Here is a 23,070-nt window from a genome sequence, read left to right as displayed (position 1 = left end):
CCACCTGGTCAGGGTAGTGCCGGCCCGGCCGGGGCTTCCACTCGCGGCTGGCAGTGCGGGCAGTAGTAGAGCTCCCGCAGTTCGGTCTCCTTGTCCCCGAGCTGTTCCAGTGCGACGGGCGTTCCGCAGCGCAGGCAGCCCCGCCGGGACCGCCCGTACACCCAGAGCGTGTTGCCGCGGAGCTGCCCGGTGGTGGCCCGGGTGCTGCGCTCCTTGTTCGCCTCGAGGAGCTTCTTCGAGAGCTCGACCATGCGCGGCAGATTCGGCACCTCGCCCACCGGGGTGAGCGGGTGGACGCCGGCGAGGAAGCACAGCTCGCACCGGTAGACGTTGCCGATCCCGGCGAGGTTCCGCTGGTCGAGCAGGGCGAGGCCGATCGGCCGCTCCGGCTCCTCCCGCAGGCGCCGCAGTGCCTCCTCCGGATCCCAGTCGGGACCGAGCAGGTCGGGTCCCAGGTAGCCGACGGCGTCGTCCTCCTCGGCGCGGGGGATCACCCGCAGGAAGCCCAGCTCGAAGCCGACGACGACGGCGTCCGCGGTCTCCAGGATGCAGCGGGCCTTGAAGGCAGGCCTCCGCCACTTCTCCCCGCGGGCGTAGACGTGCCAGAGGCCCTCCATCTTGAGGTGCGAGTGGATGTCCCAGCCGCCGTCGCCCCCGCCGCGGATGAGCAGGTGCTTCCCGCGGGACACCGCCTCCTGCACGGTGTCGCCCGTGAAATCCACAGTGGCGAAGCGGGGGACGCGGATGTCGCAGCGGGTCAGTGTCTTCCCGGCGAGGGCGCGGTGCAGTTCGCGGGCCGCCCGCCAGACGGTATCTCCCTCAGGCACGGATCCTCAGCCCCTTCGGCGTGGAGTGGAAGCCGGCGTCGGCGAGCGCGCGGCCGATGTCCGTGTCCAGGATCTCGCCGCCGTTGACTTTCTCGAGGGCCATCTTCTCCGCGGCCCCCCGGCGGATGATCGTGACCAGGGACAGCGCCGCCGCCCGGAGGGTGTCGACGTCCTCGGTGAACGCCAGCAGTGTCTTGCCGCCCCGCTCCACGTACAGCGCGAGCGCCCCGTCCACGAGCACGACGAGAGCCCCGGCCTTCCGCCCGGCGCGGTGCCCGCCGTCGGCCTGCGGCCAGCTCAGTGCCGCGCCGTAGGGGTTGGCGGGATCGGTGGCCGCGAGGGCCACCGCCTTCAGGGGTGGGGCCTCCCCGCCGAGCACGTCCTGGGCGGTGGGCAGCTGGTTGTCGGCGCTGAAGGAGCGCAGGCGGTCCACCGTGGCGGGGACGGCGAACTGCGCGGCGCCGAGGTGCTCGATGAAGTAGCCGCGCCGGCACCGGCCCATCTCCTCGAGTCGTGCCAGCACCTTGTACATGAGGCCGAATCCGCCCGGGACGCCCTCGTTGCCGACGGCCCCGCGCGTGACGACGCCGTAGCGGTCCATCAGCAGTTCCGCCTGCGCGTGGGCGTGCAGGGTGGTCTCCGCCTCGACGGCGGGCAGCATGTTCCAGCGGCCGGCCGCCAGGGGAGGGGTGGCCCGCTGGTAGCCGCCGGTGGCGCCGTCGTCCCCGGCCAGGCTCAGGCGCATCGACGCTCCCGTGAGGGATTTGCCGGGGGCGCGGCCCAGCCGCCCGGCGCGCGGGGCCCGTGCTCGGGCCGGGGCCGGTCGCTGCTTGTGGGCTGTCTTGCCGTGCGCGAGGAGGGCGCGGACCGGGGAGAACGTGTCGTTGCTGATCCTGCCCGCCCACACCAGGTCCCACAGTGCGGTGACGACGGCGGTATCCGACGTTGCCTCCTGCACGTCGAGCTGGTTGGTGAGCTGCCGCAGGAAGTACCCGCCGCCGCCGGCGAGCAGGTCGAGCAGCCCGGTGTGGAGGGCCGTCGGCTCGAACGTGGGGTCGGGGCGGAGCGTCAGGGGCGCGTTCTCGGCCAGGTGCAGGGCGATCCAGCCGTCGTTGCCGGCCAGCGACCCGGCGCCGGACCAGAGCACCTCGCCGGTCGCCGTCAGCTCGTCGAGCATGGCGGGCGCGTAGTTGGCCACGCGCTGAGCGAGGATCAGCGGCTCCCAGGCGGAGGCGGGGATGGGGACGCCGGAGAGCTGGTCGATGACGGTGATCACGCCGTCGAGGCCGCGCAGGCCGGAGCCGATGTGCTGCCAGGCCGGCAGGAACCGCCCGTAGGCGGCGGGGTCCACGGGCTCCACCTCCTGGCGGAGGGCTGCCAGGGACCGTCGGCGGAGGCGCCGGAGCACCTCGACGTCGCACCACTCGCTGGCGGCCGGCGCGTGCACGGTGATGGTGCCGGGTTCGGCGCCGGAGGCTGCTGAGATGTCGAGCACGGGGACCGACTCGGCGGGGCGGAACTCGCCCTCGACCACGCGGCCTGCACCGGCGAGGCGCTGCAGCGCCCCGGCGACGACGGCGACGCCCAGCCCCAGGCGCGACGCCGCTTCGGCGGCCGTGAAGGGGCTGTGGGTGCGCGCGTAGCGCCCCACGAGGTCCCCCAGCGGATCGGCGACCGGCTCGATGAAGGCCAGGGGGATGCCCATGGGCAGGGGGACCCCGAGGGCATCGCGCAGGCGGGCGGCGTCCTCGACGGCGGAGATGCGCTCGACGCCGCCGATGTGCACGGTCAGGGCGCGGTTGGCCTTCACGAGGGCGGCCACGTGCTCCCGCACCACCGCGGGCGAGGCCCTCACAGTGTTCGGGGTGGCGGGTGCCGTGTCGGCGAGCAGTTCCTCGTCGGAGGGGTCCTCGGACGGGACCGCCCGGGCCGGGGATGCGTCCGTCGGATGGGCGGTTGCCGCAACGGCCGCCCGGTCATCGGCCGGCGCCTCGAGGCGCTCGGCGATCTCCTCGACGGTCAGCGGCCCGAGCAGGCGCAGGAGGTCGGCGACGCCCTCGAGTCCGCGGGCCAGGCGGTCGTGCTTGAGGCGCTGCAGCTCGAGTTCGGTGTCGGCGATGACCCGGGCGTCGAGCAGCTCCCGCAGTTCGGCGCGGCCGAGCAGCTCGTTGAGGAGGGTCGGGTCCAGCGAGAGGGCGGCCGCCCGGCGCTCGGCCAGCGGGGAGTCCCCCTCGTACAGGAAGGACGCCACGTACCCGAACAGCATGGACCGCGCGAACGGGGAGGGCTGCTGCGTGGTGACTTCGACGATCCGCAGCTCCCGGCGTTCGAGGGAGGCCGCGAGGTCCTTCAGGGCGGGCAGGTCGTAGACGTCCTGCAGGACCTCCCGCACCGTCTCGAGGACGATCGGGAACGTCGGGTACTTCTTGGCGACGTCCAGCAGCTGCGCGGACCGCTGCCGCTGCTGCCACAGGGGGGTGCGCTTGCTCGGGTTCTGGCGGGGCAGCAGCAGGGCGCGGGCCGCGCACTCGCGGAAGCGGGAGGCGAAGAGCGCGGACCCGCCCACCTCGGCCGTGACGATGCCGTCGAGTTCCTCGGCGTCGAACAGGAACAGGTCGGCGCCGGGGGGCTCGTCGTCCATGAGCGGGACGCGCAGCACGATGCCGTCGTCGGAGGCCATCGCGGAGCCGTCCATGCCGTAGCGCTGCTCGAGCCGGGCGCCGACGGCGAGCGCCCACGGCGCGTGCACGGGCATGCCGAAGGGGCTGTGCAGGACCACGCGCCAGTCGCCGAGTTCGTCGTGGAAGCGTTCGACGACGAGCGTCCTGTCGTTCGGCACCACCTCGGTGGCCTCGCGCTGCTCGGTGAGGTAGGTGATGAGGTTCCCGGACGCCCAGGTGTCGAGCCCGATCCGCTCGCACCGCTCCTGCGCCTTCTCCGGCGTCGCCCCGGCCATCTCGCGGCGGAAGGCGCCGAGGGCGCGGCCCAGTTCGACGGGACGGCCGAGGGAGTCGCCCTTCCAGAACGGCAGCTTGCCGGGCTGGCCGAACGCGGGGGAGACCAGCACGCGGTCGTGCGTGATCTCCTCGATGCGCCAGCTGGTGGCGCCGAGGGCGAAGACGTCGCCCACGCGGGATTCGTAGACCATCTCCTCGTCGAGTTCGCCCACGCGGCGGCCGCCCGCGCGCGGGCCCTCGCCCTCCGAACCGACGAGGAACACGCCGAACAGTCCGCGGTCGGGGATGGTGCCGCCCGAGGTGACGGCGAGGCGCTGCGCTCCGGGGCGTCCGGTGATGGTGCCCTCCACGCGGTCCCAGATGATGCGCGGGCGCAGTTCGGCGAACTCGTCCGACGGGTAGCGGCCGGCGAGCAGGTCGAGGGTCGCGTCGAAGGCCGAGCGGGGCAGGGTGGCGAACGGCGCGGAGGTCCGGACGACGTCGAACCACTCCTCGACGTCGATGGTCCCGAGCGCGGCGGCGGCGACGGTCTGCTGGGCGAGGATGTCGAGCGGGTTGGTGGGGATGTAGAGGGGTTCAATCTGCCCGGCGAGCATGCGCTCCACCGTGACCGTGGTGTTGATGAGGTCACCGCGGTGCTTGGGGAAGAGGACGCCCTGCGACACCTCGCCCACCTGGTGGCCGGCGCGCCCCACGCGCTGCAGGCCGCTGGCCACGGAGTGCGGCGATTCGACCTGCACCACGAGGTCCACGGCGCCCATGTCGATGCCGAGTTCCAGCGAACTCGTGGCGACCACGCAGCGCAGGCGCCCCGACTTGAGGTCGTCCTCGATGAGGGCGCGCTGGTCTTTCGAGACGGATCCGTGGTGGGCGCGGGCGAGGAGCGCCTCGGCGCCGCCGGACTGCCCCGCCTGGGCCATCATCTGGGCCGGCGTGGCCTTGGTGTGCGCGAACGACGGCGGAGCTGCCGGCTCGACGGCGGCCGGGTCGCCACCCGCCGCCCATACGGCGTCGCGCTCGCGGCGTTCCGCGTGGATCTCGTTGAGCCGCGCGGTGAGGCGTTCGGCGAGCCGGCGCGAATTGGCGAACACGATCGTGGACCGGTTCTGCTCGATCAGGTCGACGATCTTCTCCTCGACGTGCGGCCAGATGCTCGCCTGCGGCACGGCGTCGCCGTCGTCGTCGGTGTTCGCCGCGGCCCCGCCGAGCTCCGTCATGTCCTCCACCGGGACGGTGACGGTGAGGTCCCACTGCTTCTTCGAGGGTGGGGCGACGATCTCCACGGGGGCGTTGCCCGAGAGGAAGCGGGCCACGGTCTCCTTCGGCTCCACCGTGGCCGAGAGGCCGATGCGCTGCACGGGCTTGTCCAGCAGGGCGTCGAGGCGGGACAGCGACACCGCGAGGTGCGCGCCGCGCTTGGTGCCGGCGACGGCGTGGACCTCGTCGATGATGACGGTGTCCACCTCCATCAGCGTCTCGCGTGCCTTCGAGGTCAGCATGAGGAACAGCGATTCGGGCGTGGTGATGAGGATGTCCGGCGGTCGCGTCAGCATGGCGCGGCGTTCGGCCTGCGGGGTGTCGCCCGACCGGACGCCGACCGTGATGCTCGGCGCCGGGAGGCCGAGCCGCTTCGCGGTCTGCGTGATGCCGATGAGCGGGGCCCGCAGGTTCCGCTCGACGTCCACGCCGAGCGCCTTCAGCGGTGAGATGTAGAGGACGCGGGTGCTGCGCTTGGGCTTCGCCGGGGCCTTCCGGCCCTTCGCCGGGGCCGGGGGATCGGGGTCGACGTCGCCGCTGCCCTCGCCGGAGGCGATCAACCGGTCCAGGGCCCAGAGGAACGCGGCGAGGGTCTTGCCCGACCCGGTGGGGGCGACGACGAGCGCATTGGAGCCCGCGGAGATGGCGGACCAGGCGCCCTCCTGGGCGGGGGTGGGTTCGGAGAAGGCCCCTGCGAACCACTCATGGGTTGCGGGGGTGAATCTCGTCAGTACCTGCGTCACTCCCTCATCATGCCCCAGCGCACCGACACTCGGTCGGGCCGGTGCGCCGGGAACCGATCAGGCGGCGGGCTGCAGGGGGCTGACGGTCAGCAGGACGATCGATGCCGCGGAACAGGCCGGCAGCTCCTGGGGCAGGATCAGCGAGTCGGTGGCGCCGGGCGGGTAGACGCGGAGCCCGGCGGCGGGCGTGAGGCCGCAGTCGGCGCCGTAGTTCTGGGCGTTGGCCTGCCGCAGGGTGGCCGAGGCGGAGGCGCCCGGGGCGAGGAGCACGGGTGCGGAGGTTGTGCCGTCGCGGTCCGCCGGAGCACCGATCTGGTTGCCGGCACCGTCCACGGAGGAGACCCCGGGGTAGCCCGCGACCGTGCACGGCTGGCCCGACGCGTTGGTCAGCACGAGGGTTCGGTACACGCTCCCGGCGGCGCCGCCACCTGCCTGGTCCTGGATGGACCCCGTCAGTTGGGCGGCGGTGCAGGTGCCGACCGCAGCCTCCGGTGAGGCCGACGGCGTCGCGCTCGGTGAGGGGTCCGCGGGGGCGGACGTGGCGGACGGCGAGGCTGTGGCCTCGGTCGTCGGTCCCGGTGCGGCTGTCGTGGCCGACGCGTCCGCTGTTGCTTCGGCGGACGGCGATGCGGACGGCGATGCGGACGGTACGTCGGAGGCCGTCGGGGCGGCGGTGGCGATCTCGGAGGTCGACGCCGCCGGTTCCCCGCTTCCCGGATCCGACGCCGAGCAGCCGCTGACGGCGATGAGTGCTCCGGCAGCCGCAATGGCCGCGATCCAACGGTTGCTCCCCAGCAATGTAGTCATGGGCTCACCCTAAGGCCGCGACCCCCGACTCCACAGGTGTGCGCCACGTCGTACCGAGATCGTTACTTTTGGGGCTGATGAGGCCTCTGAGGTCTATGCGTGGTGGTAGGCGCGCCCGCCCGCAATCTCCTGCGCCCGGTACACCTGCTCGGCGAGGATGAGGCGCACGAGCTGGTGCGGGAAGACCAGGGGCGAAAGGGACCAGGTGAAATCGGCGCGCTGGTGCACCTGCTGGTCGACCCCGTAGGCACCGCCGATGATCACCGTGACACTGCGGGAGGCTTCGAGCGGTGTCAGCAGGGTCCGGGAGAGGGCCGGCGAGTCGATGGCCTTGCCGCGCTCGTCGAGGAGGATCACGTAGTCGGTCCCCAGCCGGGCGAGGAGCCGCTCCGACTCCTCCGTGCGTGCCGCGTCGTTCTCCCGCGCCGAATGGGCGATGAGCTGCCAGGACAGGTCGAAGGGCTTCTTCAGCCGCTTGGAGTACCGCTCGATGCCCTCGGACACCCAGCTCTCATGTTTGCGGCCCACTGCGAGCACCCGGATAGCCATCCCCTCAGGCTATCGCCCGGCCCGCCGATACGGGCCGGGCGCACCCCGTAGGGTGGAATGCGGACGAAAGGAGCACGACATGAAGAAGATCCTCATGGTTCTGACCAGCGTTTCCGAGCTCGGCGATACGGGCGAGAAGACCGGCTACAACGTGGCCGAGGCCGCGCACCCCTGGAAGGTCTTCAAGGATTCCGGGCACTTCGTGGACTTCGCCTCGATCCAGGGTGGCCAGCCGCCGCGCGACGAGGTGGACACGTCGGATCCCATCCAGGTCGCCTTCACCGAGGACGAGACCACGCGGGCGGGCCTCTACAACACGGCGCGCGTCGACGTCGTCGATCCCGGCCAGTACGACGCCGTGTATCTGGTGGGCGGCCACGGCACCATGTGGGACTTCCCGGGCAGCGAGGGCCTGCAGAAGCTCGTCGCCGGTGTCTACAACGCGGGCGGCCTGGTGGGTGCGGTCTGCCACGGACCGGCCGGCCTGCTGGACGTGGAACTGGAGAACGGTCTGCGGCTCGTCGAGGGCCGGAGGGTGGCCGCGTTCACCAACGACGAGGAGGTCGCCGCCGGCAAGGACAAGGTCATCCCGTTCTTCCTCGCCGACCGCCTGGAGGAACAGGGCGCCACCCACGTCTCCGCCGACGTGTTCGAGGAGAAGGTCATCGTCGACGAGCGCCTCGTGACAGGCCAGAACCCGGCGTCGGCCGCCGGTGTGGCCAAGGAGATGGAGAAGCTGTTCGCGGAGGTCATCCACCAGGAGAAGGCCGAGGAGCAGCACGAGACCGAGGCACTGCGGGCCGAGAAGGACGCCCTCAAGGCCGCTGCGGCGGCGGACGACGAGGGCTGACCCCGGAAACGCCAGAACCCCTGCTTCCCTTCAGCTGAAGGGAAGCAGGGGTTCTTCATGTGGCGGTGACGGTGGGATTTGAACCCACGTTGGCTTTTACACCAAACAACATTTCGAGTGTTGCACCTTCGGCCGCTCGGACACGTCACCAACGCCACTACGTTACCGGGTGCGCGGCCGAACACCCAAAACGCGGGGTACTACGGAAGGTCGACGACGTCGTTCTTGCCGCTGTCGGGCTTGGTGCCCGTCACGAGGCCCTTGACCATTTTCACGGCCGACACGACGCGCGGCGCGTCCATGGACCAGTACTCCGCGGTGTCGGCGTCGACATGGATGAGGGCGACGGCGGGATCCTCGCGGCCGTTCTCGAACCATGCAGAGACCGATGGTCCCCATAGCTCGTCGATCTTCGCCTGGTCCTTCGTCAGGGTGGCCGTGCCCGCGATGGAGACGTAGCCCTTGCCGGTACTCGCCGAGACGTTGACCTGCGGGTTGGCGCGGATCTCGTCGGCCTTGGGGGAGGGGTCCTCGGTGAAGAACCAGAGGTCGCCGTCGAAGTCCTTCGCCTGGAGCGCGAGGGGCCTGCTCACGAGCTGCCCGTCGAGGCTTACCGTGGTGAGGATCGCGATGTCGGTCTTGCCGAGGATGTCCTGTACTTCTTTCAAGCCGTCCTGCTGATCTGCCACGTCTACTCCTTCGTGAGGGATACTGCGGATTTCCTCAGCCTACGCAGGATCACCGGGAGTCGGAACCGGACCGCTGTGTGGCGAAGAACTCCTTGAGGAGGGCGGCGCACTCCTCCTCGCGGACCCCCGCGAAGACCTCGGTCCAGTGGTTCAGCCGGCGCTCGCGCAGCACGTCGAACACCGAGCCCGACGCCCCTGCCTTCTCGTCCCACGCCCCGAACACTACGCGGGGGATGCGCGCCAGTACGGAGGCGCCGGCGCACATGGCGCACGGCTCGAGCGTCACCACAAGGGTGCAGCCCTCGAGCCGCCAGGCGCCGAGGCGTGCGGACGCGGCGCGGATGGCCTGCACCTCGGCGTGTGCCGTCGGGTCCCCGAGCTCCTCCCGCTGGTTCCATCCCGTACCCAGCATCCCGCCGTCCGGCCCGACGACGACGGCGCCGATCGGCACGTCCGCACTCGCCCGGGTCCGTGCTGCCGCTTCCAGGGCCAGCCCCATCCACGCCCGATGCTCGGGGAGGGCGGGGGCGACGGAGGGGGCCATGGCTCCAATGGTACTTTTGAGGCATGCGTGTACTGGTAGTCGACCACCCCCTGGTAGCCCACAAACTGACGGTTCTCCGGGACAAGGACACGTCGTCGCCGGTGTTCCGCCTCCTCACCGAGGAACTCGTCACCCTCCTGGCCTACGAGGCCACGCGGGACGTCCGCGTGGAGACCGTGTCCATCGAGACGCCCGTCACGAAGACCGAGGGCGTGGGACTCGTGAAGCCCACCCCCCTCGTGGTCCCCATCCTCCGCGCGGGCCTCGGCATGCTCGAGGGCATGACGCGCCTCGTGCCGACCGCCGAGGTGGGCTTCCTCGGGATGGCCCGTAACGAGGAGACCCTCGAGGCGATCACCTATGCCGAGCGCCTGCCGGACGATCTCACCGGGCGCCAGGTCTTCGTGCTCGACCCTATGCTCGCCACCGGAGGAACCCTCCGCGAGGCCATCAAGTTCCTCTTCGCCCGCGGCGCCGCGGACATCACCTGCATCTGCCTGCTCGCCGCCCCCGAGGGCCTTGCCACGCTGCAGGACGAGCTCGAGGGCCGCAACGTCACGATCGTCCTGGCCTCCATCGACGAGCGGCTCGACGAGAAGTCCTACATCGTTCCGGGCCTCGGCGACGCCGGGGACCGCCTCTACGGCGTCGTCGGCTAGGGCCCCGCCCCTCGAGGTGCTGGGCGGCAGGACCCCGAATCGCAGCAAGCCTTGCGCCGGTGCACGCGAAGTACTGCAATGGGGCGATGGCCACGGACAACAGCACCGCAGCTCCGGTCCCCGCAACGGGACTCAAGCGGGCGATCGGCACCCCCCTCCTGTTCGCGTTCATCGTGGGCGACACGCTCGGAGCGGGCATCTACACGCTCGTCGGCAGCATGGCCACGGACGTCGGGGGAGTGATCTGGTTGCCGTTGCTCATCGCGTTGGTCGTGGCTCTCCTCACCGCAGGGACGTATGCGGAACTCATCACCAAATACCCTCACGCCGGCGGCGCCGCCCGGTACGCCGACAAGGCCTTCGGCATCCCGTATCTGTCATTCCTGGTCGGGTTCCTGATGATGGCCTCCGGCATCACCACGGCCGCAGCACTGGCGAACGCCTTCGCGGGCGACTACCTGGCGGCGCTCATCGACGTGCCTCTCGCTCCGGCGGCCATTGTCTTCATCGTGCTGCTGACGATCATCAATCTGCTCGGCGTCCGCGAATCACTGACCGCCAACCTCGTGGCGTCCGTCATCGAGGTGACCGGCCTCGTGCTGGTCATCGCGATCGCCGCGATCGTGTTCGGGAGCGGCGACGGCGAGCCGGCGAGACTTCTCGAATTCGCGCCCGATGTGCCTCCCCTCCAGGGTGCTTTCGCGGCCTCCGTGATTGCGTTCTTCTCGTTCCTGGGCTTCGAGGCGGCCGCCAACATGGCCGAGGAGGTCCGCAACCCCTCGAAGGCTTACCCGCGGGCCCTTTTCGGTGCCATTTCCACTGCGGCCGTCGTCTACGTCCTGATCGCGATAGGAGCAGTCATCGTCCTGCCTCCTGCCGAACTTGCACAGTCCACAGGTCCGCTGCTCGATGTCGTGAATGCCAGTGGGCTGGGTATCCCGCCCTGGTTGTTCGGTCTGATCGCGCTGGTCGCCATAGCCAACGGCGCCCTGTTGTTCATGGTCATGGCGAGTCGTGTCGGCTACGGCCTCGCAGAAGCGGGGCTCCTTCCTCGAGCCTTCGCCCGGGTTCTGCCGACCAGGCGTAGCCCGTGGGTCTCGATCGTCATGGTTGCCGGGCTGACCATCGTGCTGACAGTGGTCGGGGACCTCGCCACGCTGGCCGAGACCACAGTGCTCCTGCTGCTCCTGGTGTTCCTGTCGGCCAACGTCAGCGTGCTCGTCCTCAAGAAGGACAAGGTGGACCACGCCCACTTCACGGCCCCTCGGATCGTGCCTGTCCTCGCCATCCTTGCCAGCGTCGTGCTTCTGGCGCAGCAGACCGGCGTCGTCTGGGTCGGAGCCGGCGTCTACGTGGCGGTCGGGTCGGTGCTGTTCCTGGTCGCGCGGGCCGGGCGGAAGCGCGAGGCGCAGCCCGCCAAATGATGGTCTCCAGCAGAGAGGATCCTGGGCAGCCGGCGTGGACGCCTGTCCGCATGCTGGACTATCCGTCATTGTTACTTGTGCGTAGCCAATTGTTACGTGCAATAATTCGTCACGTGAACACCCCTTCACTCCCATGTGCAGCCGCAGTTTCCTCCCCGGACGTCCTGTCCGGCGCGGGTCGCTGCTGTCTTCGAATGCACGCGTAACGGTTACACCCCACCCACTTACGCATTCTCAAGCCCAACGGCGGGCGATCCTCTCATCCCGACCGGGCACATCCCGCATTCGAGCCGTGATGACGGCACACTTCACGAGGTTGGTTCCATGTCAGTTAATCCGGGTTACGTCCACATCTCCCTCCGCTCCCCCCAGAGCCGCCAGGCGCGTCCGTCCTTCGGGCACCCCCTTCCCGGTCACATCCAGTCTCCGGCCCAGTCCCGCCTGCAGGCCGTCCCCGGAGACGCTGCCTCGGCCATGACGGCGCCCGTTCCCGTCGTCGCGCCCAACGGTGTGCCGGGCCCCCAGGCGGTCACGGGTGACACCACCGCGCGGGGCTTCGTGCTCTACGTCGCCCTCGACGAGGCCACCGCCGCAGCAGCGGGCACCACCTTCACCAAACTGGCCCAGGACGTGCGGGCCTACGTGCGCTCGCTCGTGCCGACCGCCGAGAGCCACGCGGCCGTCGCCCTCGCCCCGGCCGATGCCCCCGGGTCGGACATCGACGTCGTCCGTGCTGCGCTCGGCGACCCGACCGTCGCCCGTCGTGCCCGCCCCGAGGCGGCACCCGCTCCCTCCCGGACGCAGCAGTCCCGGCCCACCGGTGTGCTCATCGACCTGTCCCGCCGTGAGGTCCACCTCGACGGCGAGACGCTGAACCTCACGTTCAAGGAGTTCGAACTCCTGAACTACCTCGTCGAGAACGCCACCCGCACGGTGGGCCGGGAGGAACTCCTCAGCGGCCTCTGGCGGAACGCCGACGAGGTGCCGAACGAGCGCACCATCGACGTGCACATCCGCCGTCTCCGCTCGAAGCTCGGCCGCCTGGCCAATACCGTCCGCACCGTCCGCGGGCAGGGCTACCGCTTCTACGACCACCCCGAGGTCGTTGTCTGGGCCGCCCCCGAGTACTCCATCTAGGCTGCTCGGCAGACAGCAGACGCCCTAGACTGCGGAGATGGCCTCCCACCTGAAACGACTCATGCTGCTGCGCCACGCGAAGGCCGAGTTCGGGGAGGGTGTGCCCGACCACGAGCGCTCTCTCAGCTCGCGCGGCCACGCCGACGCCCCGCTCGTGGGGCGCTGGATGCTGGAGCACGACGCCGTCCCCGACTTCATCCTGGTCTCCACGGCCCTGCGCACCCGTCAGACGTGCACCTGGGTGTGCAAGGAACTGGGGGACAAGGCGCCCACGCCGAAGCTGGAGGACGAGCTCTACGCAGCCCACCCCTCGGAGATGCTCACCCTCATCAACCACGTGCCGCAGACCGTGACGAGCCTGCTCGTCATCGGGCACAACCCCGGCATCCAGGACCTCGCCATGCGGCTGGCCTCCGTCCGTTCCAGCGAGCACGCGGTCATGGACCTCGCCACGGACTACCCGACGTCGGGACTCACCGTCATGACGTTCGACGGCCCCTGGGCGGAACTCGACGGACGCGACGCCGACGTCACGGACTTCGTGGTGCGCCGGGCCTCGACCCTCCGCTGACGAAGCCTGAGCGGCCCGCTCACAGCCCGTACTTCTCGAGCAGGCGCAGCCACACCTCACTCACGGTGGGATAGGCGGGCACGGCATGCCACAGGCGGTCGAGGGGCACCTCCCCGACGATCGCGATCGTGGCGGCATGCAGCATCTCGGACACCTCGGGGCCGGCGAAGGTGACGCCCACGAGCACCTTCCGGTCCTCGTCGACCACCATCTGCGCCCAGCCCGTGTAGCCGTCGGAGTGCAGGGCGGACCCGGCGACGGCGATCTCGAGGGACGTCTCGGAGGCGTTGACGCCGTCCTTCCGTGCCTGTTCGAGGGTCCGGCCCACCATCGCGATCTCGGGGTCGGTGAAGACCACCTGGGGCACGGCTGCGCGGTCCGCCGTCGAGGCGTAGGCGCTCCAGTCCGCGGCGCTCTCGCCGAGGTCACCCCGGGCGCGGGCCGCGATGGCGTCACCGGTGACGCGCGCCTCGTACTTCCCCTGGTGCGTCAGCTGGACGACGCCGCCCGCGTCGCCGACGGCGTACAGCCAGCCCCCGGCATCGGGCACGCGTCCGGTGTCGTCGCGGGTCAGCGTCTTCGGATCGAGGCCGACGCTCTCGAGCCCGAGGCCGGCGGTGTTCGGGTGCCGTCCGGTCGAGACGAGGAGCTTCTCCGCCGTGACGGTCCGCCCGTCGCCGACGTCGAGCACGAACCGACCGTCCTCCCGCGTCACGGCGTTCGTCGCCGTGTCCGTCAGGACGGTGAGCCCCTCACCGCGGAGGGCGTCGAGGACGAGGTCCGAGGCCTCCTTCGGATAGTTGCCGAGGATCCCGCTGCGGGCGATGACGGTCACCTCCGCGCCGAGTCGCGCGTAGGCCTGGGCCAGTTCGACGCCGGCCACGCCGCCACCGAGGACGGCGAGGCTCGCGGGGACCTCCTTCGCGGAGGTCGCCTCGCGGGTGGTCCAGTAGTCGAGGTCGGCAAGGCCGTCGATCGGCGGGACGGTCGGCGTGGAGCCCGTGGCGAGCACGACGGCGTGCGTCGCGCGGTAGGTGGTCCCGGATCCGTCATCGTGACTGATGGTGACCTCGCGCTCGCCGGTGAGCGTCGCCCACCCGCGCTCCAGGATGATGCCCGTCGAGGTGACCCATTCCTCCTGCGAGGAGTCGTCCCAGTCGGAGGTGAAGGAGGTGCGGCGCTCGAGCACCTGCTGCGGGTCCAGGGCGCCCGTGACCGCTTCGCGTGCGCCTGCCACACCGCGTGCCGCGCTGAGGACGGTGCCCGGGCGGAGGAGGGCCTTGGACGGCATGCACGCCCAGTAGGAGCATTCACCCCCCACGAGGTCCGACTCGACGAGCACCGCCGAGAGCCCGCGCTCGACCACGCGTCCCGCCACGTTCTCTCCGACGGCGCCGGCGCCGATCACGATGACATCGATACTCAGGGGTTCGCTCATGGGCTGAGCCTTCCACCCGTCCCTGCACGGAGGCAACCTCGACGCAAAAAGGCCCCGACCGGAGTCGGGGCCTTTTGGTCTGCGTGACCGTCGTGCGCGCGAAGGGATTCGAACCCCCAACCTTCTGATCCGTAGTCAGATGCTCTATCCGTTGAGCTACGCACGCATCCGTAGGCCGTCGATTCGCACTGCGAATGAGTCCTACAAGCTGGCCGTTTGGCCGTAAATAACTCTAGCGCGGATTCGCTGCGGCGCCTAATCAGCAGTCGCCCCTGGCAGAAACTAGACCGGTCTACGTGACCTTTGTCACAGTGAGGCGTAGCGTAAGCGCTGGACATCGGCTCACTGGCGCGGAAACCCGCCGGGTCGGGCCGGACATGCCGTCGATCGGACCCTTGCACGAAATATCGCGCCCCTAGCATCGGAAGACACCAGGCACCCAACGAAGGGAAGAGTAATGGGCGATCCCGCACGACAGCTCACGGTCGACACACCCCCCGCTGCGCCGACCACCCACCAGGCCCTGCTCGCCTGGGTCGAGGAGGTCCGGCAGCTGACGCAACCCGACGACGTCGTCTGGGTGGACGGCTCGGAGGCCGAGAACCGCCGGCTCACGGACGGGCTGGTCGCGAGCGGGACGTTCATCCGGCTCAACCCCGAAACCTTCCCCAACTCCTTCGCGGCGTTCTCGGATCCCAAGGATGTGGCCCGGGTGGAGGAGCAGACCTTCATCTGCTCCGCCGACGAGCGTGAGGCGGGCTTCACGAACAACTGGATGGATCCGGTGGAGATGAAGGCGAAGCTCACCGGGCTGTTCACCGGCGCCATGCGCGGCCGCACCATGTACGTCATCCCGTTCGTCATGGGCCATCTCGACGCCGAGGACCCCAAGTTCGGCGTCGAGATCACCGACAGCGCCTACGTGGTCACGTCCATGCGCATCATGGCGACGATCGGCACCGCCGTCCTGGACCGCATGACCGAACTCGACGCCGCGTTCGTCCCCGCGCTCCACTCGCTCGGCGCACCCCTCGCCGCCGGGGAGGCCGACGTCCCCTGGCCCTGCAACGAGGAGAAGTGGATCGTCCACTTCCCGGAGGAGCGCTCCATCTGGTCCTACGGCTCGGGCTACGGCGGCAACGCCCTGCTCGGCAAGAAGTGCTATGCGCTGCGGATCGCCTCCGTCATGGCCCGCGACGAGGGCTGGCTGGCCGAGCACATGCTGATCCTCAAGCTCACCTCGCCCCAGGACAAGACCTACTACCTCTCCGCGGCGTTCCCCTCGGCGTGCGGCAAGACGAACCTCGCCCTGCTCGATCCCACGATCGACGGCTGGAAGGTCGAGACCCTCGGCGACGACATCACCTGGATGCGCTTCGGCAAGGAGGGCGAACTGCGGGCCGTCAACCCCGAGGCGGGACTCTTCGGCGTCGCGCCCGGCACCGGCTGGCACACCAACCCCAATGCGATGCGGGCCATCGCCAAGGGCAACTCGGTCTTCACGAACGTGGCCCTCACCGACGACGGCGGCGTCTGGTGGGAGGGCATGACCGAGGAGGTGCCGGCCCACCTCATGGACTGGCAGGGCCGCGACTGGACGCCGGACATGGACCACACCGCCGCCCACCCGAACGCCCGGTTCTGCACGCCGATCGACCAGATCGACATGCTCGCCGAGGAGTTCAACCGGCCCGACGGCGTCGAGCTCTCGGCCATCCTCTTCGGCGGACGCCGCAAGACGACGGTCCCCCTCGTCACGCAGTCCCGCGACTGGGCGAACGGCATCTTCATGGGCTCGACGCTCTCGTCGGAGACCACGGCCGCCGCCGCGGGCGAGGTGGGCCGGGTGCGCCGTGACCCCATGGCCATGCTGCCCTTCATGGGCTACGACGCCGGCGACTACCTGAAGCACTGGCTCACCCTCAGCGCGGCTGCGGACCAGGCACGCCTGCCGAAGATCTTCCTCGTCAACTGGTTCCGCCGCACCGCCTCCGGCGGCTTCGCCTGGCCCGGTTTCGGCGACAACGCGCGGGTGCTCAAGTGGGTCATCGAGCGGTTGGAGGGCACGGCGGACGCCGTCGAGACGCCCATCGGCTTCGTGCCCACGGGGGAGTCGCTCGATCTGACCGGGCTGGACATGACGCCGGCCGAGGTGGAAGCCGCCGTGCACGTCGACCGGGAGGAGTGGGACGTCGAGCTCGCCTCCATCGAGGAATGGTACGCCCGGTTCGGGGACTCGCTCCCCGACGCCCTGCAGGCCGAGCTCGACGCGCTGAAGGAGCGTATGTCCGCCCACTGAGCGTCCGGCCGACGACGGCGTCCGCCATGCCTGCGCACGTCCGGCGGGTCCCGAGCGCCGGGACCCGCCATGCCTGGGCACTCGACGGGGGCATGAGGGCGCTTCCGCGCCCATCCTCCGTCGGTGTGCAGAGGTGGCGGGTCCTGGGCAACCGGACCCGCCACGCCTGCCCAGTCAACCGTCCTCAGGGCCGATACTAGGCCGGGAGGCCGGGCCGAGGGTCAGTCGCGGATGACGGCGAGGACGCGCTGCACGAGGTCCTGGAGCGTCTGCGGGTCCACGGCCTCGGCGTTGAGCCGCAGGTACGGCTCGGTGTTCGAGGGGCGGAGGTTGAACCACCAGTCCCCGTGGTCCGGCGTGAAGGTGAGCCCGTCGAGGTCGTCGACGACCACGCCGTCCTGCTCGAACTCGGCGCGCGCCCGGGCGATGGACGCCGGGAGGTCCGCGACCTTCGAGTTGACCTCGCCGGAGGAGAAGTAGGGCTCGTACTCGCGGCCCAGCTCAGAGAGCGGACCGTCCTGCTCGCCGAGGGCCGCGAGGACGTGCATCGCGGCGAGCATCCCCGTGTCCGCGTTCCAGAAGTCCCGGAAGTAGTAGTGCGCGGAGTGCTCGCCGCCGAACACGGCGCCCTCCTTCGCCATGACGGCCTTGATGAAGGAGTGGCCCACCCGGGTACGCACCGGGCGGCCGCCGTCGTGCCTGATGAGTTCCGGCACCGCGCGGGAGGTGATGAGGTTGTGGATGATCACGGGCTCGGCCTCGCCGGCGGCCTGTGCGCGGGCGATCTCGCGGCGGGCGACCATCGCGGTGATGGCACTGGGGGAGACGGGCGCGCCGAGCTCGTCGATGATGAAGCAGCGGTCGGCGTCGCCGTCGAACGCGATCCCGAGGTCCGCGCCGTGCTCGACGACGGCGGCCTGCAGGTCGCGGAGGTTCTCCGGCTCGAGCGGGTTGGCCGGGTGGTTGGGGAACGAGCCGTCGAGCTCGAAGTAGAGCGGCACGATCTCGAAGGGGAGGGCGGGCAGGATCTTGTCGCCGAGGACGGCGGGGGTGGTCAGGCCCGCCATGCCGTTGCCGGCATCGACCACCACCTTCAGCGGGCGCGACGACGAGAGGTCCACCTGGGCGCGCAGGAACCGCGAGTACTCCTCGAGGACGTCACGCACGCCCACGGTGCCCTGCACCTCGACGGCGGGGATCACGCCGTCGGCGAGATAACGTTCCGCCCGCGCCTGAACGTCGTTGAGCCCCGTCTCAGAGGACACCGGGACGGCACCGGGACGCGTCATCTTCATGCCGTTGTACTGGGCCGGGTTGTGGCTGGCGGTAAACGTCACACCGGCCGCGTTCAGGGTGCCGCTGGCGTAGTAGAGCTCGTCGGTGGAGATGAGGTCGAGGTACACCACGTTCGCGCCGCGGCGGGTGGCGCCCTCGGCGAAGGCCTTCGAGAACTCGGGTGACGACGGCCGCATGTCCCCGCCGACCAAGATGGTCTCACCCGCCAGCTCCAGCGAGTCGACGAACGCCGCTCCCACGGCCCGGACCGACTCGACGGTGATGGTCTCGCCGACGATGCCGCGGACGTCATAGGCCTTGAAGGATGCAGAGAGATCGATGGTTGTAGTCACGTCTGGAAGTGTATCGGCTGGTAGCGGAGCGACGGTTGTGCACATAGCCGTTGCACCACGGGGAGTGGGGGAGGCGGCTGGGATACTGGGGACATGTCGCCGACCACCACGCTGAACGAGCAAGCCACCGAAATCCTGACCACCCTCGTCGGGTCACCGGACGCACGGTTCCACGACGGGCAGTTCGAGGCCATCGACGCCCTCGTGGAGGGCGGGCGCCGGGCGCTCGTGGTCCAACGCACCGGGTGGGGCAAGTCGGCCGTGTACTTCGTCGCGAGCCTGCTCCTGCGCGCCCGCGGTGCAGGCCCCACGCTGATCGTCTCGCCGCTCCTGGCGCTCATGCGGGACCAGGTCGCCGCCGCGGCGAGGGCCGGTGTCCGGGCGGAGGCCATCAACTCGGCCAACCAGACCGAGTGGCAGGACATCACCGCGAAGCTCGAGGCCAACGAGGTGGACGTCCTCCTCGTCTCGCCCGAGCGCCTCAACAACCCGTCCTTCCGCGAGCAGCACCTCCCGGAACTCATGCGGCGGACAGGCCTGCTCGTGATCGACGAGGCCCACTGCATCTCCGACTGGGGGCACGACTTCCGGCCCGACTACCGGCGCCTGCGCGAGCTCATCCTTGGCCTGCCGACCGGGGTGCCCGTGCTGGCCACCACGGCAACCGCCAACTCGCGCGTGGTGAAGGACGTCGAGGAGCAGCTGGGGGCGGGCGGCACGGACGTCTTCACGCTGCGCGGCGAGCTCGCCCGGAAGTCCCTGCGACTCGGCGTCCTGCGGCTGCCCAGTCCGCGGTCGCGCCTCGCCTGGCTCCTCACCCACCTCTCGGACCTGCCGGGCAGCGGCATCATCTACGCCCTCACCGTGTCCGCCGCGGAGGACACCGCCCGGCTCCTGCGGGAGAACGGCCACGCGGTCCGCGCCTACACCGGGCGCACGGACCCCGCCGACCGCGAGGCCGCCGAGGCGGCCCTCAAGAACAACGAGGTGAAGGCCCTCGTGGCCACGAGCGCCCTGGGCATGGGCTTCGACAAGCCGGACCTCGGGTTCGTGGTGCACCTCGGCGCACCCTCGTCCCCGGTCGCCTACTACCAGCAGGTCGGACGCGCCGGGCGCGGGACACCCAACGCCGACGTCCTGCTGCTGCCCGGCGCGGAGGACCGCGACATCTGGGAGTACTTCGCCACCGCGTCGATGCCGTCCCAGGACGCCGCGCTCCGGGTGATCGAGGCGCTCCAGCCCGGTGTCGTCCTGTCCACCCCCGCCCTCGAGACGCGGGTGAACCTCAAGCGCTCACCGCTCGAGCTGCTGCTCAAGGTGCTCGACGTCGACGGCGCGGTCCGCAAGGTCACCGGCGGGTGGGAGGGCACCGGTGCGACGTGGGAGTACGACGCCGAGCGGTACCGCCGCATCAGCGAGGCGCGCGTCGTGGAACAGAAGGCGATGCTCGACTACGAGAACACCACCGCCTGCCGCATGGAGTTCCTCTCGCGGTCGCTCGACGACCCAGCGGCCACCCCCTGCGGCCGCTGCGACAACTGCGCCGGCCCCTGGTACTCCGACGAGGTGGCCCACGAGGCGTCGGACTCCGCGAACCAGGCCCTCAGCAGGGTCGGGGTGGAGCTCGAGCCCCGCGGCCAGTGGCCCTCCGGCATGGACAAGCTCGGGGTGCCGCTCAAGGGGAAGCTGAAGCCGGGCGAGGTCAGCCTGCCCGGACGTGCCCTCGCCCGACTCACCGACCTCGGCTGGGGCAACCGGCTCCGTGAACTCCTGGCGGATGCGACACCGGACGCCCCGCTCGATCCGGCGGTCGTCGAGGCCGTGGTCCGCGTGCTGGCCCAGTGGGGGTGGGAGGAGCGGCCCGTCGCGGTCGTGAGTATCCCCTCGCGACGGCGCCCCCAGCTCGTCGGGTCCCTGGCGCAGGCGCTCGCGGGTGTGGGCCGCATCCCCTATCTCGGGCAGTTGACCACACCACACGGCTTCCCCCAGGGACAGCCCGGCGGGAACAGCGCATTCCGTCTCGCCGCGGTGTGGGATCACTTCGGCGTTCCGGACCAGGGGGCTGCCTGGTTCGCGGCGAACCCGGGGCCTGTGCTGCTCGTCGACGACTTCGCGGACAGCCGCTGGACCATCACGGAGGCCGGGCGGGCGCTGCGCGCTGCCGGGGCGTCCGGGGTGTTGCCGTTCGCGTTGGCGCTCAAGGCCTGACGCCCCTGAGGAACGGCCGGGCAACAAAAAGACCCCCGCAGGTGCGGGGGTCTTAGCGCGGAGACGGGGGGATTTGAACCCCCGGTAGGCTTTAGGCCCACACTTCATTAGCAGTGAAGCCCATTCGGCCGCTCTGGCACGTCTCCATCGGCTATCGCTAGCTTCCCAAGGTTACCCAGAAGGGGACAGCACAAGCAAAACAGGCCTTCGATCCCGCGCCAGACCGAAGCCGAGACCGAGCCCGGGCCGGAGGCGAGGCGATCCAACCGACCCGAAGCGAGGCGCCCGAGCCCGGGCCGGAGGCGAGGCGATCCAACCGGCCGCCGGTGGGCCCGGACCCGAAGCGGCACCGCCGCCGGTCAGAGGGAGCCGGTCAGCGCCCGCCACAGGAACTCGAAGCTCATCGCGTGCATCCTCGCGGCCTGCCGATTGTCCGATGCCCCGGCGTGGCCGCCCTCGAGCGCCTCGTGGAACCAGACGTCCCCCGCGCCGAGGTCCTTCATCCTCGCGGCCATCTTGCGGGCCTGGACCGGCCCCACGCGGTCGTCGCTGGTCGCCGTCCAGATCAGGGTCTTCGGGTAGTCCACACCGTCACGCAGCAGGTGGTACGGCGAGAACGTCCGCACGTACTCCCACTCCTCGGGCTTGTCCGGGTCGCCGTACTCCGCGATCCACGAGTACCCGGCGGAGAGCTTCGTGTACCGGCGCATATCCAGTAGCGGGACGCCGCAGGAGACGGCGCCGAACAGGTGCGGGTAGGTGGTCAGCATGTTGCCCACGAGCAGGCCGCCGTTGCTCCGGCCCGTGCAGCCCAGCAGCGCCGGTGACGTGACGCCGCGGCCCACCAGGTCCTCGGCGATCGCCGCGAAGTCCTCGTACGCGCGGTGTCGCTCGGCGTGCAGGGCGGCGCGGTGCCACGCCGGGCCGTACTCGCCGCCGCCGCGGATGTTCGCCAGCACGTACACCCCCGGGCGGCCGTCGTCGGTGGTGCGTTCCAGCCAGCCGCGGCCGATCACGCCGCTGTACGCGGGCGTCATGGAGTGCTCGAACCCGCCGTACCCGGAGAGCAGGGTGGGGTTGCCGCCGTCGAGCACGAGGTTCTTCGCGGCGATCTGGAAGTACGGGACGCGCGTGCCGTCGCGGGAGACCGCGAAGTGCTGCTCGACCGCGAAGCGGTCCTCGTCGAAGTACGACGGCGAGGCCTTGACTGCGGTGTGGTCACCGCCGATCGTCCCGCGGTAGAGGGTCGAGGGGGTGAGGAAGCCGGTGGCGATCAGCCAGTAGTCGTTGCCGGCGTCGTCGTCCTCGTCGTCGACGGCGTAGGCGTCCACCGCGTGGAGCGGCGGGCAGGCGTCGAGGAGTTCCACCGCCCAGCCCTGCGCGGGATCGAGGATGCGGATCTCGGAGGAGACGTCGCGCAGCAGGTTCAGCAGCAGATGATCCCGGGTCCAGCTCCAGGACTGCAGGGATGTCGACGCGTCCGGGGTGAACACCGTGGCGAAGGACCGCTCACCGGCGAGGAACGCCTCGAGCCCGACGACGAGCAGCGAGCCGGCGGCGTGGGTGGTGCCGGCGACGGTCCAGTCCGTGCGCGGCCGCACGATCAGCCACTCGCGGTGGAGGGAGATGCTCGCGTCCTCCGGCACCTCGATCATCAGCCATGCCCCATCACGCCGGAGATAGGTGTGCCGCGTGTAGAAGTCGATCGAGTCGACGGCGACGTCGCGCACGAAGCCGGGGGTGGAGTCGTGCAGGACCAGGGCCATCAGGTGGTCCTCGTCCACGTCGAAGTACTCCTCGGCGTCGGCCAGGGTGCCGCCGCGCTGCAGGGTGCGGACGGTCCGCGGGTAGGAGCTCGTGGTCATGGAGCCCGGGCCGAAATCAGTGCCCACGTGGAGGGTGTCCGGCCCCGCCCACGTGATGCGGCTCTTGGCTGTGGGGATGTCGAACCCGCCGTCCACGAAGGCCAGGTCGCCGAGGTCGAACTCTCGGTAGCGTGCGGCGTCGCCGCCGTCGGGGGACAGCACCACCAGGACCCGGGTGTGGGGCTCGCCGTCCGCGGGGCGCAGGAACAGGGCACCGCCCCAGACCCACTCCATGCCTTCGGCGGCACTCAGGGCGTCGACGTCCAGGAGGAGCTCCCACGCCGGGGCGTCGGAGGCGTAGCTCTCCCACGTCGTGCGGCGCCAGATGCCCTGCCGGTGCTCGGCGTCGCGCCAGAAGTTGTAGTAGTGGTCGCCGTGCTTGCCCACCATCGGGATGCGGTCGGTGGAGTCGAGCACCTCGAGGATGCCGCGCTCGCGGGTCTCGAAGTCCGGCGTCACCAGTGCACCCTCCGTCAGGGCGTTCTCGGCGCGCACCCAGTCGAGTGGCCGCTCGCCGTAGATGTCCTCCAGCCAGAGGAAGGGGTCGTCCGTCATGGCGGGGCTATCGGTGTGCAGCGTCATGGGCCCATCCTATGCAGGGACGCGTCACGCACCTTC

16 protein-coding genes and 3 tRNA genes are annotated in these 23,070 nt (G+C 70.5%); 7 read left to right on the top strand and 12 right to left on the bottom strand.

Annotated elements, in window-relative coordinates:
* Nucleotides 1-8 precede the first annotated feature (8 nt).
* From C4K88_RS14470 to C4K88_RS14455, 4 genes are all read right to left on the bottom strand, one after another.
* Nucleotides 9-827, bottom strand: coding sequence for a DNA-formamidopyrimidine glycosylase family protein (locus C4K88_RS14470; RefSeq protein ID WP_104122345.1), 819 nt, complete (start codon nt 825-827; stop codon nt 9-11).
* The gene (locus tag C4K88_RS14465; RefSeq protein WP_104122344.1) at nt 820-5,784 is read right to left on the bottom strand and encodes an Lhr family helicase; all 4,965 of its coding nucleotides are present in this window, start codon (nt 5,782-5,784) and stop codon (nt 820-822) included. The genes C4K88_RS14470 and C4K88_RS14465 overlap by 8 nt, the downstream gene beginning before the upstream one ends.
* Nucleotides 5,785-5,841: 57 nt before the next feature.
* Entirely contained in the window at nt 5,842-6,591 is a 750-nt protein-coding gene (locus C4K88_RS14460; protein WP_146065704.1) for a DUF4232 domain-containing protein, read from the bottom strand.
* Nucleotides 6,592-6,684: 93 nt separating this feature from the next.
* Nucleotides 6,685-7,140: a 23S rRNA (pseudouridine(1915)-N(3))-methyltransferase RlmH gene (locus C4K88_RS14455; RefSeq protein WP_174705254.1), complete on the bottom strand. Its 456-nt coding sequence runs from the start codon at nt 7,138-7,140 to the stop codon at nt 6,685-6,687.
* A 79-nt stretch (nt 7,141-7,219) separates the two neighbouring features.
* On the opposite strand from C4K88_RS14455, the gene C4K88_RS14450 reads away from it, so the two are divergent.
* Complete coding sequence (locus C4K88_RS14450) at nt 7,220-7,990, top strand: type 1 glutamine amidotransferase domain-containing protein (RefSeq protein ID WP_104122342.1); 771 nt, start codon at nt 7,220-7,222, stop codon at nt 7,988-7,990.
* A 60-nt stretch (nt 7,991-8,050) separates the two neighbouring features.
* Here the strand turns inward: C4K88_RS14450 and C4K88_RS14445 are convergent.
* From C4K88_RS14445 to tadA, 3 genes are all read right to left on the bottom strand, one after another.
* Nucleotides 8,051-8,140, bottom strand: a tRNA-Ser gene (locus C4K88_RS14445).
* Between the two features lie 50 nt (nt 8,141-8,190).
* Nucleotides 8,191-8,679: a pyridoxamine 5'-phosphate oxidase family protein gene (locus C4K88_RS14440; protein ID WP_104122341.1), complete on the bottom strand. Its 489-nt coding sequence runs from the start codon at nt 8,677-8,679 to the stop codon at nt 8,191-8,193.
* Between the two features lie 49 nt (nt 8,680-8,728).
* Nucleotides 8,729-9,223: a tRNA adenosine(34) deaminase TadA gene (tadA, locus tag C4K88_RS14435; RefSeq protein WP_104122340.1), complete on the bottom strand. Its 495-nt coding sequence runs from the start codon at nt 9,221-9,223 to the stop codon at nt 8,729-8,731.
* Between the two features lie 23 nt (nt 9,224-9,246).
* On the opposite strand from tadA, the gene upp reads away from it, so the two are divergent.
* The 4 genes from upp (at nt 9,247) to C4K88_RS14415 (ending at nt 13,014) form a co-directional block, all read left to right on the top strand.
* Nucleotides 9,247-9,882 carry a uracil phosphoribosyltransferase gene (gene upp, locus C4K88_RS14430; protein WP_104122339.1) on the top strand — a complete coding sequence of 212 codons (636 nt, stop codon included), beginning with the start codon at nt 9,247-9,249 and terminating at the stop codon, nt 9,880-9,882.
* 86 nt (nt 9,883-9,968) lie between these two features.
* Nucleotides 9,969-11,306 (top strand): APC family permease, encoded by a 1,338-nt coding sequence (locus C4K88_RS14425; protein ID WP_104122531.1) that lies wholly within the window; start codon nt 9,969-9,971, stop codon nt 11,304-11,306.
* Between the two features lie 324 nt (nt 11,307-11,630).
* A complete protein-coding gene (locus tag C4K88_RS14420) occupies nt 11,631-12,443 on the top strand; it encodes a winged helix-turn-helix domain-containing protein (protein ID WP_104122338.1) in 813 nt (270 codons plus the stop codon).
* 37 nt (nt 12,444-12,480) lie between these two features.
* Nucleotides 12,481-13,014 (top strand): SixA phosphatase family protein, encoded by a 534-nt coding sequence (locus C4K88_RS14415; protein WP_104122337.1) that lies wholly within the window; start codon nt 12,481-12,483, stop codon nt 13,012-13,014.
* Nucleotides 13,015-13,033: 19 nt separating this feature from the next.
* Here the strand turns inward: C4K88_RS14415 and C4K88_RS14410 are convergent, their stop codons facing one another.
* Together C4K88_RS14410 and C4K88_RS14405 are read right to left on the bottom strand one after the other, a co-directional pair.
* A complete protein-coding gene (locus C4K88_RS14410) occupies nt 13,034-14,452 on the bottom strand; it encodes a dihydrolipoyl dehydrogenase family protein (protein WP_104122336.1) in 1,419 nt (472 codons plus the stop codon).
* Nucleotides 14,453-14,545: 93 nt separating this feature from the next.
* Nucleotides 14,546-14,618, bottom strand: a tRNA-Arg gene (locus C4K88_RS14405).
* A gap of 291 nt (nt 14,619-14,909) precedes the next feature.
* On the opposite strand from C4K88_RS14405, the gene C4K88_RS14400 reads away from it, so the two are divergent.
* Nucleotides 14,910-16,751, top strand: a complete 1,842-nt coding sequence (locus tag C4K88_RS14400; RefSeq protein ID WP_104122335.1) for a phosphoenolpyruvate carboxykinase (GTP) — start codon at nt 14,910-14,912, stop codon at nt 16,749-16,751.
* A 221-nt stretch (nt 16,752-16,972) separates the two neighbouring features.
* Here C4K88_RS14400 and C4K88_RS14395 read toward each other — a convergent pair whose 3' ends face one another.
* On the bottom strand, nt 16,973-18,424 hold the full coding sequence (locus tag C4K88_RS14395) for a phosphomannomutase/phosphoglucomutase (protein ID WP_104122334.1): 1,452 nt from the start codon (nt 18,422-18,424) through the stop codon (nt 16,973-16,975).
* Nucleotides 18,425-18,472: 48 nt separating this feature from the next.
* On the opposite strand from C4K88_RS14395, the gene C4K88_RS14390 reads away from it, so the two are divergent.
* On the top strand, nt 18,473-20,587 hold the full coding sequence (locus C4K88_RS14390; RefSeq protein ID WP_104122333.1) for a RecQ family ATP-dependent DNA helicase: 2,115 nt from the start codon (nt 18,473-18,475) through the stop codon (nt 20,585-20,587).
* A gap of 58 nt (nt 20,588-20,645) precedes the next feature.
* Here C4K88_RS14390 and C4K88_RS14385 read toward each other — a convergent pair.
* A tRNA-Ser gene (locus C4K88_RS14385) sits at nt 20,646-20,733 on the bottom strand.
* Nucleotides 20,734-20,946: 213 nt separating this feature from the next.
* Nucleotides 20,947-23,034 (bottom strand): prolyl oligopeptidase family serine peptidase, encoded by a 2,088-nt coding sequence (locus C4K88_RS14380; RefSeq protein WP_104122332.1) that lies wholly within the window; start codon nt 23,032-23,034, stop codon nt 20,947-20,949.
* Nucleotides 23,035-23,070 lie beyond the last annotated feature (36 nt).

It is taken from the genome of Arthrobacter pityocampae (assembly GCF_002927275.1).
In the GTDB taxonomy this organism is placed as follows: domain Bacteria; phylum Actinomycetota; class Actinomycetes; order Actinomycetales; family Micrococcaceae; genus Arthrobacter_D; species Arthrobacter_D pityocampae.
This window is presented reverse-complemented; position numbering and strand designations above follow the sequence as displayed.